The organism is Flavobacterium sp. 28YEA47A (assembly GCF_041262125.1).
Taxonomy (GTDB): domain Bacteria; phylum Bacteroidota; class Bacteroidia; order Flavobacteriales; family Flavobacteriaceae; genus Flavobacterium.
The window spans coordinates 21,189-37,025 of sequence record NZ_JBGCCI010000003.1; the positions used below are offsets into that span (position 1 = coordinate 21,189).

Consider the following 15,837-nt stretch of genomic DNA (forward strand, 5'->3'; position numbering starts at 1 on the left):
AACGTCAGAAGGCAATAGCGGTTAATGAACAGGATAAAAATTCGAAATCGCATCATCCAATTCTGGAAGCCTGAAAAAACGTTCTTGACTTTTTTAAAATAAATACAATTTTACTTGACTATTTCAGTAAAAAAATTATTTTTGCATAAAACTATTAAATCGATATCAGATGTATTGGACATTAGAATTGGCATCCTATTTAAGTGATGCGCCGTGGCCTGCAACCAAAGACGAACTTATCGACTATGCTATTAGAGCTGGAGCACCCTTAGAAGTAGTGGAAAACCTTCAATCTATAGAAGACGAAGGTGAAATCTACGAATCAATGGAAGAGATATGGCCTGACTATCCAACTGACGAAGATTATCTTTGGAACGAGGATGAGTATTAAAAATAATAAACACAAAGAAAAAGTCTCAATCGAGGCTTTTTTTTTGCTTAAATTTGCAACATTTTATAAATAGAAATATAACAACCCATGAGTTTCATCAACAGCATATTAAAAGCTTTTGTAGGAGATAAATCGGAGAAGGACGTAAAATCCATCATGCCGCTTATCACCAAGATAAAAGCATACGAAGAAACATTAGCTGCTCTTTCGCATGACGAATTAAGAGCAAAAACTATTTACTTCAAAGAAAGAATTAAAGAAGCCCGATCTGAAAAAGATGCAAAAATTGCTTCTTACAAACTCGAAGTAGAAAAAACGCAGGATATCGATGCTAGAGAAGACATCTATGCTTCTATCGATGCTTTGGAAAAAGAAGCTTACGATATTTCCGAAAAAACCTTGCTGGAAATACTCCCTGAAGCTTTTGCAGTTGTTAAAGAAACAGCCAAAAGATTTAAAGATAATACACAGATAACGGTGAAAGCCACTCCAAAAGATTTGGAACTTTCTGCTACAAAAACATATATCACTATTGAAGGTGATAATGCTGTATGGGCTAATAGCTGGAATGCTGCCGGAAAACAGATTACATGGGATATGATTCACTACGACGTCCAATTAATTGGAGGTACTGTATTGCACCAAGGTAAAATTGCCGAAATGCAAACGGGTGAAGGTAAGACATTGGTTGCTACGCTTCCATTATACCTAAATGCACTTACAGGAAACGGTGTTCACCTTGTAACCGTGAACGACTACCTTGCAAAACGTGATAGCGCATGGAAAGCACCTCTTTTCGAATTCCACGGTCTTACGGTAGAATGTATCGACAACTACCAGCCAAACTCTGAAGGAAGAAGAAAAGCCTACAATGCTGATATTACTTATGGAACAAATAACGAATTCGGTTTCGATTATTTGAGAGACAATATGGCTCATACTCCGGAAGAACTGGTACAAAGAAAACATAATTACGCAATTGTCGATGAGGTCGATTCGGTTTTGGTAGATGATGCCAGAACTCCGTTGATTATATCAGGACCGGTTCCTCAAGGTGACCGTCACGAGTTTAACGAGCTAAAGCCTAAAGTTGAAAACCTTGTGAGCTTACAAAGACAATTAGCAAATGGCTTTTTGGCCGAATCTAAAAAACAATTAAAAGATGGCAACACTAAAGAAGCCGGATTTTTATTGCTAAGAGCTTACAGAAGCTTACCAAAAAACAAAGCTTTGATCAAGTTTTTGAGCGAAGAAGGTGTTAAACAGCTACTTCAAAAAACTGAAAACCACTACATGCAGGACAACAACCGCGAAATGCACAAGATTGATGAAGCCTTGTATTTCGTAATTGAAGAAAAAAACAATCAGGTTGAATTGACAGACAACGGAATAAAATTCCTTTCTGGAGACACTGACAATGATTTCTTCATCCTGCCAGACATTGGAACTGAAATTGCGAGAATCGAAAAAATGAATCTTGACAAAGATGGAGAAGCCGAAGAAAAGGAAAAACTTTTCCAGGATTTCAGCATAAAAAGCGAGCGTATCCATACTCTAACGCAGCTATTAAAAGCCTACACTTTATTCGAAAAAGATACAGAATATGTTATCATCGACAACAAAGTATTGATTGTTGACGAGCAAACAGGTCGTATCATGGACGGACGTCGTTATTCTGACGGATTGCACCAGGCGATTGAAGCAAAAGAAAACGTAAAAATCGAAGCTGCAACCCAAACATTTGCTACTGTTACATTACAGAACTATTTCAGAATGTATAGCAAACTGGCAGGTATGACCGGTACCGCTGTAACAGAAGCTGGCGAATTATGGGAAATCTATAAATTGGATGTTGTTGAAATCCCAACTAACAAACCAATTGCCAGAAAAGATAAAGAAGATCTTATTTACAGAAGTACCCGTGAAAAGTTCAATGCCGTAATCGAAGATGTTACAGAACTTTCTGCAGCAGGAAGACCGGTATTGATTGGTACTACTTCTGTTGAAATCTCAGAATTATTGAGCCGTATGCTTAAGATGAGAAATATTCCTCACAACGTACTTAACGCTAAAATGCACAAGCAGGAAGCGCAAATCGTTGAAGAAGCTGGTAAAGCCGGAGTCGTGACCATTGCTACAAACATGGCAGGTCGTGGAACGGATATCAAGCTTTCTCCTGAAGTGAAAGCCGCAGGCGGTTTAGCAATTGTTGGTACAGAACGTCACGATTCGCGTCGTGTTGACCGTCAGTTGAGAGGTCGTGCCGGACGTCAGGGAGATGTGGGTAGCTCACAATTCTATGTTTCTCTTGAAGATAACCTGATGCGTTTGTTCGGATCAGAAAGAGTCGCTAAAGTTATGGACAGACTAGGCTTAAAAGAAGGTGAAGTAATCCAGCACTCTATGATGACCAAGTCTATCGAAAGAGCACAGAAAAAAGTAGAAGAAAATAACTTCGGTGTACGTAAGCGTCTTTTGGAATATGATGACGTTATGAACGCACAGCGTGAGGTAGTCTACAAACGTCGTCGCCATGCTCTGCACGGAGAGCGTCTGAAAGTGGACATTGCCAACATGATGTATGACACTTGCGAAGTTATCGTTGAAGCTAACAAAGCCTCAAATGATTTCAAAAACTTCGAATTCGAATTGATCCGTTACTTCTCTATCACTTCACCGGTGAACGAAGCTGATTTCTCAAAAATCTCAGTTCAGGAATTGACCGGAAAAGTATATAAGTCGGCTTTGGAATTCTATAATGAAAAAACAGCTAGAAGCGCAAGAGAGGCTTTCCCTATCATCAAGAATGTTTTTGAAAACGAAAGCAACCAATTCGAAAGAATCGTAGTTCCGTTTACTGATGGAATCAAAACTCTGAATGTTGTAACCGACCTAAAAAAGGCATACGATACAGAGGGAGCTCAATTGATAAGCGATTTTGAGAAAAACATCACGCTTGCTATTGTTGATGAGGCCTGGAAAAAACACTTGCGTAAAATGGACGAGTTGAAACAATCGGTTCAGTTAGCAGTACACGAACAAAAAGATCCGTTATTGATCTATAAGTTTGAAGCTTTCAACTTGTTCAAGAACATGATTGATAATGTCAATAAAGAAGTAATCTCTTTCTTATTCAAAGGCGACCTTCCACAGCAAAACAATCCTGAAATTCACGAAGCAAGAGAAGTAGCCCGTCCAAAAGAAAATTACAAGACTTCAAAAGACGAGATTCCAAATACGGATGAAGCTGCGGCAGCAAGCCGCGAAGCTGGCCAGACACAAAGACCTGCTGTAACGGAAACTATCGTTCGTGATATGCCAAAAATTAACCGTAACGACAATGTTACTGTGAAGCATGTTATGAGTGGTAAGACCGAAACTATGAAATACAAAAAAGCAGAAAGTCTTTTGGCTTCTGGTGAATGGGTCATAGTGAATGAATAAATTTTAGGTTTTTGATTTCTGATTTTTGATTTCAAATCTTGATAAATATAAATCCCCGGTTGCAAATTGCAGTCGGGGATTTTTTATATTTGGTATATATAAAATTGCAATATCACTATGAATTCAACTGCTGAACAACAGACACTAAATACAATACAAAACTATCTTGGGGCACTGGGCCAAAGAGATTTAGAAAAGCTGCTTACTTTCTTTCCTGAAAACGTAGACTGGTTTATTCCAGGAAATGAAGATGTGGCTCCATGGCTCGGAAAGAAAAGTACCAAAAAAGAGATCAGAGCCTTTTTCGAATTATTATGGGCTAACACAGAACCTTTGAGTGCAAAAATTGATGCTATTTTTACAGAAGACAATTATGCTGTAGTAACAGGCGAATTTTCTTCCCGTATGACCAGAACAGGAAAAATATATGAAACCTTATTTTCTATACATTTCACTATTGAAGATGGCTTAATTGTTCGCTATCGTCTGTTGGAAGACAGTTATGGACTTGTAAATGCTTTGAGTGAATGATTTTTGATTTGGGATTTTTGATTTTTGGTTTCTGATCTTAGATTTTTGATCTTAGATTTTTGATTTTGAGCTAATGCTAAATATAAATCTCCGATTGCAAATTGTAGTTGGGGATTTTTTTATATTTGGAAACATCCTCATTAAATATGAAAATAGAAACGCATACCCTAAACGATACCAACATAGCTGAAATAATTTCAGATAATGAAATAATCAAAACTACCGATGATGGATTGGATTTACTTGGAAATCTATATTATCAGGGTTTTGACAAAATCATAGTTTATGAGAAAAACATTACGCCAGCTTTTTTTGACCTGAAAACAGGAATTGCGGGCGAAATACTCCAGAAATTTTCAACCTATCGTGTCCGCCTTGCTATTGTTGGAGATTTTAGCAAATATGAGAGTAAGAGCCTAAAGGATTTTATTTTTGAAAGCAATAAAATGGGACAGGTTTATTTTCTTTCTTCTTTATCAGAAGGATTGGAAAGGTTTTCAAAATAAACAATCTTAACTTAAAAAATAAAAGTATGCTAATCGACACGTTTTGGAAATTGCTCCTTAAAATTATTGGATTATGGTTATTATTTAGCTGCATTTCTGTAATCCCTCAATTTTTTTCAATGATTTCTTCTGTCAACGGAAGTATTGATTTTCAAAGCTTGCTATTACTATTAGTAATATCTTTTGCAACCATCATTATTTTGGTAGTCATAATACGATTATTCCTTTTTAAAACAAGCTGGATTATAGAGAAGCTGAAACTCAAAGATAATTTCAAAGAAGAAAGAATAGACCTTACAATCAAAAGTAGCACTGTGCTAACAATTGCAATAATTATAATAGGCGCGTTGATATTGATAGAAAGCCTACCAAATTTTTGTTCAGACCTAATTACTTTTTTTCAACAGAAAGAACTTTTGAAAGATTATCCTCAAACCGGCTGGCTTATTTATCACTTTATAAAAATCATAATTGGTTACCTTCTTCTGACAAATGCAAAGAATTTTACTAAATTTATAGAAAAAGAAAGCCATGAAAATTAAAACTACTTCAATTCGTCCGTTCATCGGAGCTGAAAACTTTGAAATATCCCGTAGCTTTTACAGAGATTTAGGATTTGAAGAAGTCGTCCTGTTCCCAAATATGTCTTTTTTCAAAACACAGGAAGATTTGGGTTTTTACTTGCAGGATGCTTATGTCAAAGACTGGGTAGACAACACTATGCTTTTTTTAGAAGTAGAAGATGTTCAGGCCTGTTGGGAAAATCTTCTGGCTTTAGACTTAACCTCAAAATACCAAAAGGTCAGACTCGTTCCTGTTCGAAATCACGATTGGGGAAGAGAATGTTTTCTTCATGATCCATCGGGCATATTATGGCATTTTGGCGAATTTTTTAAACCTTAGGTAAACCTATTTATAGGAAAAACACAATCCAAATGAAACATATTCAGCTTGTAGAAATTATATTGTATGTAAATGACCAGCAAATCAGCACTGATTTTTACCAAAAAATATTTCGTAAAAGTCCTGAACTGAATGTTCCAGGAATGACAGAATTCAGAATTTCTGAAAACTGCAAACTCGGTTTAATGCCCAATCATGGAATTGCTACAATTTTAACCGATAAAACTCCTCATCCCGATAAAGGAAACGGAATACCAAGATGTGAACTTTACTTGTATGTTGAAGACATCGAATTGGAATATGACAATGCCATCAATAGCGGAGCCAGGCTCATCAGTCCAATTGAAGATAGAAACTGGGGAGATAAGGCGTGTTATTTTTCAGATGCTGACGGACATATTATCGCCTTTGCTCAAACTATTATTGATTAACTTCCTGTATTCTTTAAAATAAACCATAAAACATTTGCGAAGCCGAAAAGTTGCATTTAAATTTGCAACCAATTAGTTGCTACTATCAATTATCAAAATAAAAAAAATGAGAAGAGATATATTCCAGGCAATAGCCGATCCTACCAGACGGGCCATTATAGCCATGATTGCATTGCAGCCTATGACACCTAATACGCTTGCCGAACATTTTGATACTACCCGACAAGCTGTATCAAAACATCTAAAAATACTGACGGAATGCGAGCTGGTAAAACAAGAGCACCAAGGCCGGGAAATTTATTACCAACTTGAAATTGACAAAATGAAAGAAATTGACAAATGGCTCGAGCAGTTCAAGAAAATTTGGGAAAGTCGTTTCAGCCAACTGGACGATTTATTGACAACAATAAAAAAACAATAGCCAGTAATTGCGTAGATTAAGTAATAAACACCTGTTTTGATCTAATACTAATTTTGTCACGGCAAAAACGGTAAAAAATGGAAAGTAAAAAAATCTTAAGACAGCATATAGCAAAAACCGCTTCCCTTACGGAAGAGGAGTTTGAGCATTTCTTTTCGCATTTCAAGCCAGAATCTTTTAAAAAAGGTCAAGTTATTGTCAATGAGGGTGACGATGTCGAAAAAGAATATTTTGTTCTTTCCGGATGCCTGAAAGCATTTTTCATGAACGACAATATAAAAATGCATATCCTTCAATTTACTATGCCTACCTGGTGGACATCTGACTATGCCGCTTTATACAACAAAACTAAAGCGACCATCACTATTGACTGTATTTCAGACGCTGAAGTCCTTTCTATTACTAATGAAGCCCGAGAAAAAATATGCCGTGAATTACAGCAGGCCGAATATTTTTTCAGATGGCGGACTAATAAGGGTTATGTTGCAGTCCAAAAAAGACTGCTTTCTTTTATGAATAACGATGCTAAAACCCGATATGAAGAGCTTTTGGCACTCTACCCTGCCCTTTACAATATGGTTCCGAAACATCTGATTGCGGCCTATCTTGGCGTTTCGAGAGAAACCCTGAGCAGGTTATACAATTCTTCAAAATAGCCTACCGCAGAATGTGACCTATGTCACTCATCCTTCCTAAAATTCCTTCTTTCCTTTGTACTATAAATTACTAACTATTTAAAGTACAAAGCCATGCCTTATATAAAAATTGAAGTAACCCGCGAAGGCGTTACAAGAACACAGAAACAGCAATTGATTGCCGGCGTAACAAATCTCATTACTGATATATTAGGCAAAGATCCTAATCTTATCCATGTAGTCATACAAGAAATAGAGCTTGACGACTGGGGCTTTACCGGAGAGCAAGTTTCGGTTCTCCGTGAAAAAGGTATCACAGCACAAAAAAACAACTCTTAAATCGGCAATAATGAAAACAAAAACAGCAATAATAACGGGCGCATCAACAGGAATCGGAAAATCCATCGCAAAGTTATTTTTAGAAAAAGGATACAATGTAGTAATCAATTCTGCTAATGCAGCCAATCTTGAAAATGCCCAAAAAGAATTGGGACATGAGGAGCGTCTTGTTTCGGTAACGGGAGATATAAGTGATATTTCGGTAGGTAAACAGCTCATAGAAACAGCGGTCAAACACTTTGGCAGTGCAGACATATTGATAAACAATGCCGGAGTTTTCCAACCCAAACCTTTTCTAGAGGTAGAAGAAAAAGATTTAGACCGTTTTTTAGACATCAACCTGAAAGGAACTTTTTTCACAAGCCAGGCTGCCATCAGACAAATGCTAACCCAAGACGGAGGAGCTATTATTAACATCGGTACCGTGTTGGTTGACCATGCAATAGACGGTTTTCCTGCAACCGCACCCATTTCAAGCAAAGGCGGCATTCATGCACTTACTAAGCAGCTTGCTGCTGAATTTGGAAAAAATAATATTCGTGTGAATACTATAGCGCCAGGCATTATACGAAGTCCGTTGCAATCAAAAATAGGAGTTGCTGATGCTGATAATCTTGCAGGATTACATCTACTCAATCGTATTGGAGAAACACAAGATGTAGCAGAACTTGCTTTATATCTTGCCGAAAGTAATTTTGTAACCGGAGAAATTATCAATCTGGATGGCGGACATGTGGCAGGTCATCGCATTTCTTAATCCCTCAAAATACAGAAAGAATGAAAAACACAAATGAAGACAGAAAACAGATAACTTCTGTGTTGGAAGATTATTTTAATGGTATTTTTGTAGGTGACATTAATTTGCTCCGAAGCGTTTTCCACCCGATGGCATTTTTATCGGGTGATATAAATGGCGAGCCTTATTTTAAAACACTGGAACAGTATTTAGAAGGTGTAAAAAATCGCAAAAGTCCAAATGAATTGGGAGCCAAATTTGGTATGGAAATCATATCCATAGAAATTATTAATACTATTGCTGTTGCCCAGACCCACGTTCCTATTTTTGAATATAATTATTACGACCTGCTCAGCCTTTCTATAATCGACGGAAAATGGGTCATCGTAAACAAACTATTGACACACGTAAATGAGTAAGTCATGTGGAATAAGACCAAAATAACTGAATTACTGGGAATCCAATATCCTATTTTGCAAGGCCCAATGGGTGGCGGATTTTCAACTGCCGAACTTCTTGCCGCTGTCTCCAACGCTGGTGGATTAGGCAGCTTTGGAGCCTATACTCTCACTCCTGAAGAAATAAGGGAAGCAGGAAAAGCCATAAAAACTAAAACCGACAAACCTTATAATATCAATTTATGGGTGTCTGATGTAGATAAAAGTTTGGCTGATTATCCGAAAGAATCTTTGGAGAAAGTAAAAGTGCTGTTCAAGCCTTATTTTGATGAACTGAGTATTCCGCTACCGGAATTATCAACAGACATTCCTTCCAAGTTTGAAAAGCAGGTAGAAGTTTTGTTTGAAATTCGCCCGGCTGTGTTTAGCTTTATATTTGGCATTCCTTCCAAAGAAATTCTTGCCGAATGCCGAAAATTGGGAATCAAAACCATAGGAGCTGCCACAACACTCGATGAAGCATTGGCATTAGAAGAAGCCAAAGTTGATGCCATCGTAGCTTCGGGATTTGAAGCTGGAGGACATCGTCCTTCTTTTCTTAGGCCGGTACAAGATTCACAAACAGGTCTCTTTGCGCTTATACAGCAATTAAAATCCAAAACAAAAACGCCCATCATTGCTGCCGGCGGTATTACAGATGCCAAAGGTATTGCTGCGGCACTAATGCTGGGAGCTGATGCCACTCAATTAGGCACGGCCTTTCTGGTTACTGACGAATCGGGCGCAACGCCTCTCCATAAAGACTTGCTGCTTTCTGACAGCCCAAAACATACGGTTCTTTCAAAGTCACTCACGGGAAGGATGGGCAGAATGGTAGCCAACAAAATAGCTGACGAAGTAAAATTTGAAACTGAAGTACTACCTTTCCCTTTACAAACCAAATTGATAGCACCTTTAAGAATAGCTGCTCTCGCGCAAGGAAGAACTGACATGATAAACTTTTGGTCCGGACAAAACACTACAAATCTAAAACATCATAAGGCTGATGAATTGATGCAGGCTTTAATCAGAGAAACCAACAGTTTGCTTGCAGTATGAGCAAACTGTTTTAATAACCCGTCTTCAATGAAATATAATGATATTTCTATTTTTTAAAATATTTCCATATTTTTAAACAATCAATATTAAAATTTACAAGCCATGAAAAATTTAATTACAAAAAAAGGTTTATTACTATTCGTTTCCGGAATAGTATTAGTTTTGACTACTTTATTTGCTTCAAATAAAGTAAATAAAATTTCTGATACGAAGTACTTAACTCCAACTCAATATGAACAGAAATATGGAAAATAGTATTTTAAATAAAGAATAGTTAATCTTTAAAAAACTCTTTAATAGCATTTTGAGAATTCTCTACATGAAAATAGTAGTTCAAGGAATATGGATAAAGTAAACATAAAAACAGATTGCCCAAAAGGCAGTCTGTTTTCTTTTTTGGCATTCAATCAGCTTAAAGTATAAACAATCCGTTTTAATTTAGAAAAAATAATCCCCATTAGCAATTGCAATTGGGGATTTATTATATTTGGCATGTTTTAACATATCACAGAAACAACAATCCAATCTTATGAAAACCAACAAACTTTCTGAATTAACATTAGAAGAATTGCACAAACAAAAAAACACACTAAAAAGTGTCCTAATTGCATTCAGTATCATAATGTTTCTGGCTTGTATCGGACTTTTCTTCGTGGCAATCAAGAGTAAGAATTATGCACTTATTGCCATTATTCCGGGTTGTATACTAACGATGCTGCCAAATTATATTCGCTTTGGCCAGCTTAATACCGAAATCAAATCGCGAAATTCCAAATAATAACTTTCCAATAAACTTTTAAAAAATGGAAAATAATTGCCTGAACTGCAACCAGCCCATAACTGAAAATTTTTGCAGCAACTGCGGACAAAAAAAATACAAAAGGATTGATCGAAAATACCTCATTGACGAAATACAATATCTGGCTGTGCATACCAACAAAGGATTCTTCTATTCCTTAAAAAATGTTGCCAGAAATCCTGGAAAAACAGCAAAAAAATTTATCGAAGGTGACAGGGTCAATCATTACAAACCTATTCTGCTTGCTTTTGTATTGAGTGGTATATCTGCTTTTCTTTCCTTTAAGGTCATTAAGTATGGTACAATAATGGAGCAATATATGCAACAAGTCTATGGCAGCGAGATTAATAGAGCAATGCCATGGATGCATGATAGTATGACTTTCCTGACAACCTATAGTGCCGCTACAATGTTGTTATTGATTCCGTTAGCCTCGCTTGTAACAGCGCTGGCATTCAGAAAATGGGGAGAGAATTATTACGAGCATGTTATTATGAATACCTATATTCTGATTTATTATACTATCCTATCTATTGTTATTTTCTTTCCAATCTCATATCTGTTGAAAGATAGCTCTCCTCATGTCTTCATGACTTTTACTATGTTTACAGCATTCCTGCCTTTCCCGTTCATTATGGTAATGTTTTACAAGGGGTTTTATACCGAAAAAAGTATAGGAAACATTATTCTCAGAGTACTATTGGCCATAGGGATAGGATGCCTTATTTATTTTATACTCATTTTTAGTATAACTATATCAATGATTATAAATAATCCGGAAATGTTTATGCCTAAAAAACCATAAACAGTTTTACATAAATAAAAAACGCGGGCTTCTAAAAGAAGCCCGCGTTTTTTACTATTATTTAAAGTTTCTTAAAAATAATAAGGCCCAGCCCATTCGCTGCTATCAGTTCCTGTACAGTTAGCTTTTACATAAAAAACTCTCCAGTTACAGAACATATTTGTAATAGATATCCCTGCCTCAGAGGTTTCAAAAGTATTCCCATTTTCTGGATTATCAGTAGCACCTTGAACAATAGAAATTGTATAGCTCTGAGGCCTGCCTGTCGGATAACTCCATGAAAAAGCCCTGGTTGCGGTACCATTATTACAAGATCCTGAAACAATCCAGCTACTTAAATTAAAAGGTTTTGGACAGCCGCCCATTGTTGTATATGTGAATTTGACATAAGGAGTTTTTTCGCCCGAAACACAATAGGAACGCACATAAAAATCATAGGTTGTTGAAGCCTGAATACCCGTAAGGTTTTTTGAAGAAGTACCAAAAGAAGTAGTCGTTTTGGTTCCTGTTCCTAAAGTAAAGCCGGCAGTGCCGTATTCCACTTCATAATATTCCGCATATCCGCCTGAATAAGTAAATTGAAGATCAATCTGATCCGGAGCCAATTGACCAAATTGTACCGAAGTAGTTCCTGTACATTGGCTTGCCTGCGTTGTAACACTTGAAAGCTTATAAGGGGCGCTGCTTTCCGAAGCACTACAGATTCCTGTAATATAAAAATCATAGGTAGTAGACGGAATCAATTCTGTAATTTCTACCTGAGTGTTTGAAGTTACTACAGACGCTCCTGTTCCTTGTACAAAACCTGAAGGACCATATTCTACCTTAAAAGAATTGGCATTATTACCACCGGTTAAATAAAGAGTTACCGCAGCCGGAGTAGTAGAAAAAGAAACCGATTTTACTTTTCCGCAGCTAGATCCTCCATCATCTCCGCCAGAGCATCCCATTAACAGGACAAATAGAAACAGCGTAACAAAGGCTGTAATTTTAGTTTTCATTCGTTAGTTTTTTTTGAGTTAGTTTGTTAAAAAATTGCGCGGCAAGATAGCAACATTTTAATTCTGGGAAAAATATTTTGGAGAGATTTGCAAGCCTATTATATTTGATAAATTTTATACTTTAAAAAGCTCTGGTAGAGCGACAAACCATACCAATAATAATGACCAACGAGACACTAGTACGAGAATTCATGCAACGCATCTGGAACGAGAAAAATAAGGAAGACATTCCAAAATACATAGCACCAGAATATACCATACATCTGGACAATGCTGATCCCTGGGAAGGAAAGATGCTAAGCCATGATGAATTTGCTATACGACTACAGCATACCTTTGGCCCGTTTCCTGACGTACATTTTGACATCAAAACCGCTGTATCAGACGGTAATGTAGTCGCCATTACCTGGATTATGACCGGAACAAATACCGGAAAAATTGGCGAATGGCCAGCTACAAACAAAAAGATTGAAGCACATGGAATGACGTTTTACCATATCAAAGATGGAAAAATTGCGGGTCATACGCAGGTATATGATAGAACGAGTATTATGAAACAGTTAGGGTTTATTTAATTAGGCATTAAGGTTCTAAGGTACTAAGGCGCTAAGGTTCTGAGATGCTAAGTTTGTGTATTTTATTTGTTTGAGTGTAAACTTCCGGGTAGCTATCTAAAATCATCTTTTATTATTGGATATTTCAGAATTATTATATTTGACAAAACACTGAAGACAATGAATTTTTTAAAAAAATACAACCTATACGAAATCATTTTTTTTGTCTTATTTGTATTTTTCATGTTCTACAAACTCATTGTTTGTTTTCCACTCCTGGGTTCATTTATGATATTTAAAGTCATTGATTATTTTCTGTTTTTAAAATACATTAAGAAAAATGGCATACGACATAGTGGAAAAATTGTTTCATACGAGAATGATCGAGGCTATAAAACACCTGTTATAGCATTTGAAACAAAGGAACAACATATTGAACAAACCCCACAACTACATGTCTCATCAGACCTTGATAAGTTTAGGTCATTTAAGAAAAACATAGGCAAAACCGTTTCCCTGCTCTACGATCCCAAAAATCCTGAAAAATTTATACTTGCCAACAAAGGGGAATCCATTTATTTTGGTTTGATTTTAGTGTTCCTTGTTGGCGTTGTTTTTATAATTGTAGGTCTGGGCGTTCTATTAGGTTATATAAATACTACCGAGTAAACTTTTTTTCTTATATCCTCAGATGCACAACAGGTTAGATTAGAGCTGAATGTTCAGTTAATTCGAAATTGATATTAATTGATAGATTGATTTTTCATTTCCAAATTGATCATCAATTTTTATAAAAGTTGCTGCTTGCCCATTAGTTAATATTAATGAATTTCGTCCATTAAGATCTATGTTTCTACCTGGTAAAGTCCCACTAGCATCGAGAGGATAAAAAGTTACACTACCATTACTTGCTCTTATAAATATCATTTCACCTGCATTCGTCATTGAATTAATTCTGTAAATCGAACCAGAGTTAGAAACAAATATTAACTTCTTAGAAAGAAGATTCAAGCCATTTATTAATGCATTATTATTATCTTTTATTGGCGATATTGGCACTTTCTGCATAATACCGCTGGTTTCTCCTAGATATACATTTTCATTGGTCTCAAAATAATTACCTGAAGCAGAAATCCCTAAACTCAAACCTGGTTGTCCATTTGGATAATTATCAACCGAAATAAAATTTGTCTGTTCAGTTGTTACCGGATCAATAACATAATTATTATGGGCACTTACCTGAGCATTGTCTGCTAAGATTATCCTTCCACTATTTGCCGGCAAAGATCCAAATCGTCCTGCTGAATATAAAAATTTACATCCCGATATATTTATAGATTTTGAACTAACATTTGTTCCCTTTACAATAATTGCTCTTTCAAAGCATTCAAACCAACATCCATAAATGTTTATACACACTGTGGAATCGATTAAAAAACCAGTTTCTCCTGTTTGTATTGTACAAGTGTTAAAATTTATCATCTGTGGAGAAATTTCGTTTGCAGATGGTCCTGAAGGGCCTATATAGATATTGGTACCGCTTGGAATATATCTTGCTTCATTTTGGGTATTAAAAAGGTATTCTCCACCATCAAATCTACAATTTGTAAAAGTAAACTGAGCATTCTGACCTATCATGCTCAAGGCATGATAATTATTTTTGAAAGCTGAATTACCCGGAAGTGCATTTAATTCTCCTACGCTTTCTACCTGAACACCTTCGAAAATAATAAATTGATTAGGTAATTGGAAATTTGACGAAGCGCCACCTCCTTCAAAACTAATTGAATTACCAGTGAATCGTAAAATCCTTATATTTTTAAAGGTCGAGTTCCATAACCCTCCTGATCCATTTGTCTCCTTTGGTGTGGCTTTAAAGTGAAAACAATGTTTTATAATCGATGGCGGTTGCGTACCATTATCCGTACTATTGCCAACAAAACATATGTTTGCAATATGCATATTGTTTACAACACCCTTAGCCATTGTAATTAATGCTGACTTATTATCTCCTTTGGATTTAATAATTGTATATTCTGCTGATGCGCCAATTAATGAGACACCACTTTTCATTATCAAATTGCCTACCTCATAATCTCCATTTGGAAAATAAACTACATTTGAATTTGTATAACTATAGGGTCTTACATTCGAATTATTAATGCTATTTGCAGCATAGTCAATTGCTGCTTGCATCCTTAAATCGTGATCAGGATCCATAGGTTGTCCATTACCAAAAATGCCATAAAACCTAATATCTATATAACCAGAGAATTGTCTTATCCATATTCCCATGTCTTTTACCTCATTATTAAAAGAATCTATACAAATCCCACGGTCTGCTGTTGGCCAAGGAATATTCATGTCCGTATATTTTCTAAATGTAAATATCCCCCCGCCTCCATCAGACGGAGAATAATAACCTTGCACATATACTGTGATAGTATCATTTAATGCATCTAAGTCTGCAAAAAAGCGCATTTGATTGATCGAATTAAATACGTTCATATTTTATATAATTTTATACTTACAAAAAGTAAGTGTGTTACTTTTTCTTGTTATTTATAAATCCTGGATTTTTAATTAAAGGACATATAACTTTAATGTATCCTGTACCTATAAAAATATAGAAGGAAGCTATTCATTTTTAGTAAAAACTTCATATCTATATAATTAACAAGGAATTGACTACATATATACGAAGCTACGGAATTTTTTTATACAGCTGACAAAACCTGCAACTATATTAACAACACCAGAAAAAAACTCTAATAACTAAACACTTTTGATTTTCAATTTTCGATTTTCGATTTTCGATTTTTGACTTTTGACTTTTGACTTTCGA

Annotated in this window: 19 protein-coding genes; 17 read left to right on the forward strand and 2 right to left on the reverse strand. The window is 35.9% G+C overall.

Going from position 1 to position 15,837, the window contains the following annotated elements:
- The first annotated feature begins 169 nt into the window (after positions 1–169).
- The 15 genes from ABH942_RS04585 (at position 170) to ABH942_RS04655 (ending at position 11,437) form a co-directional block, all read left to right on the forward strand.
- On the forward strand, positions 170–391 hold the full coding sequence (locus tag ABH942_RS04585) for a DUF2795 domain-containing protein (RefSeq protein WP_022828503.1): 222 nt from the start codon (positions 170–172) through the stop codon (positions 389–391).
- 87 nt (positions 392–478) lie between these two features.
- Entirely contained in the window at positions 479–3,835 is a 3,357-nt protein-coding gene (gene secA, locus ABH942_RS04590; protein ID WP_370029803.1) for a preprotein translocase subunit SecA, read from the forward strand.
- Positions 3,836–3,952: 117 nt separating this feature from the next.
- Positions 3,953–4,366, forward strand: a complete 414-nt coding sequence (locus tag ABH942_RS04595; RefSeq protein WP_370029804.1) for a nuclear transport factor 2 family protein — start codon at positions 3,953–3,955, stop codon at positions 4,364–4,366.
- 146 nt (positions 4,367–4,512) lie between these two features.
- Positions 4,513–4,872 carry a DUF4180 domain-containing protein gene (locus tag ABH942_RS04600; protein ID WP_370029805.1) on the forward strand — a complete coding sequence of 120 codons (360 nt, stop codon included), beginning with the start codon at positions 4,513–4,515 and terminating at the stop codon, positions 4,870–4,872.
- A 531-nt stretch (positions 4,873–5,403) separates the two neighbouring features.
- Complete coding sequence (locus tag ABH942_RS04605; RefSeq protein WP_370029806.1) at positions 5,404–5,775, forward strand: glyoxalase; 372 nt, start codon at positions 5,404–5,406, stop codon at positions 5,773–5,775.
- A 32-nt stretch (positions 5,776–5,807) separates the two neighbouring features.
- Positions 5,808–6,206 (forward strand): VOC family protein, encoded by a 399-nt coding sequence (locus ABH942_RS04610; RefSeq protein WP_370029807.1) that lies wholly within the window; start codon positions 5,808–5,810, stop codon positions 6,204–6,206.
- 106 nt (positions 6,207–6,312) lie between these two features.
- On the forward strand, positions 6,313–6,627 hold the full coding sequence (locus ABH942_RS04615; protein ID WP_370029808.1) for an ArsR/SmtB family transcription factor: 315 nt from the start codon (positions 6,313–6,315) through the stop codon (positions 6,625–6,627).
- A 77-nt stretch (positions 6,628–6,704) separates the two neighbouring features.
- Positions 6,705–7,283, forward strand: a complete 579-nt coding sequence (locus ABH942_RS04620; protein WP_370029809.1) for a Crp/Fnr family transcriptional regulator — start codon at positions 6,705–6,707, stop codon at positions 7,281–7,283.
- A gap of 93 nt (positions 7,284–7,376) precedes the next feature.
- The gene (locus ABH942_RS04625; RefSeq protein WP_370029810.1) at positions 7,377–7,601 is read left to right on the forward strand and encodes a 4-oxalocrotonate tautomerase family protein; all 225 of its coding nucleotides are present in this window, start codon (positions 7,377–7,379) and stop codon (positions 7,599–7,601) included.
- 10 nt (positions 7,602–7,611) lie between these two features.
- A complete protein-coding gene (locus tag ABH942_RS04630; protein WP_370029811.1) occupies positions 7,612–8,358 on the forward strand; it encodes an SDR family NAD(P)-dependent oxidoreductase in 747 nt (248 codons plus the stop codon).
- Between the two features lie 20 nt (positions 8,359–8,378).
- Positions 8,379–8,756 (forward strand): nuclear transport factor 2 family protein, encoded by a 378-nt coding sequence (locus ABH942_RS04635; RefSeq protein WP_370029812.1) that lies wholly within the window; start codon positions 8,379–8,381, stop codon positions 8,754–8,756.
- Between the two features lie 3 nt (positions 8,757–8,759).
- Positions 8,760–9,833 carry an NAD(P)H-dependent flavin oxidoreductase gene (locus ABH942_RS04640; protein ID WP_370029813.1) on the forward strand — a complete coding sequence of 358 codons (1,074 nt, stop codon included), beginning with the start codon at positions 8,760–8,762 and terminating at the stop codon, positions 9,831–9,833.
- A 102-nt stretch (positions 9,834–9,935) separates the two neighbouring features.
- The gene (locus tag ABH942_RS04645) at positions 9,936–10,088 is read left to right on the forward strand and encodes a hypothetical protein (RefSeq protein WP_370029814.1); all 153 of its coding nucleotides are present in this window, start codon (positions 9,936–9,938) and stop codon (positions 10,086–10,088) included.
- Positions 10,089–10,362: 274 nt separating this feature from the next.
- On the forward strand, positions 10,363–10,611 hold the full coding sequence (locus ABH942_RS04650) for a hypothetical protein (protein WP_370029815.1): 249 nt from the start codon (positions 10,363–10,365) through the stop codon (positions 10,609–10,611).
- Between the two features lie 25 nt (positions 10,612–10,636).
- On the forward strand, positions 10,637–11,437 hold the full coding sequence (locus ABH942_RS04655; RefSeq protein ID WP_370029816.1) for a DUF3667 domain-containing protein: 801 nt from the start codon (positions 10,637–10,639) through the stop codon (positions 11,435–11,437).
- A gap of 71 nt (positions 11,438–11,508) precedes the next feature.
- Here ABH942_RS04655 and ABH942_RS04660 read toward each other — a convergent pair whose 3' ends face one another.
- Positions 11,509–12,438 carry a hypothetical protein gene (locus ABH942_RS04660; RefSeq protein ID WP_370029817.1) on the reverse strand — a complete coding sequence of 310 codons (930 nt, stop codon included), beginning with the start codon at positions 12,436–12,438 and terminating at the stop codon, positions 11,509–11,511.
- A 161-nt stretch (positions 12,439–12,599) separates the two neighbouring features.
- Between ABH942_RS04660 and ABH942_RS04665 the strand changes: the two genes are divergently transcribed.
- Both ABH942_RS04665 and ABH942_RS04670 read left to right on the forward strand, forming a co-directional pair.
- Positions 12,600–13,013 carry an ester cyclase gene (locus tag ABH942_RS04665; RefSeq protein WP_370029818.1) on the forward strand — a complete coding sequence of 138 codons (414 nt, stop codon included), beginning with the start codon at positions 12,600–12,602 and terminating at the stop codon, positions 13,011–13,013.
- Positions 13,014–13,172: 159 nt separating this feature from the next.
- Positions 13,173–13,661, forward strand: coding sequence for a DUF3592 domain-containing protein (locus tag ABH942_RS04670; protein WP_370029819.1), 489 nt, complete (start codon positions 13,173–13,175; stop codon positions 13,659–13,661).
- 57 nt (positions 13,662–13,718) lie between these two features.
- Here the strand turns inward: ABH942_RS04670 and ABH942_RS04675 are convergent, their stop codons facing one another.
- Positions 13,719–15,500: a hypothetical protein gene (locus ABH942_RS04675; protein WP_370029820.1), complete on the reverse strand. Its 1,782-nt coding sequence runs from the start codon at positions 15,498–15,500 to the stop codon at positions 13,719–13,721.
- Positions 15,501–15,837: the final 337 nt, after the last annotated feature.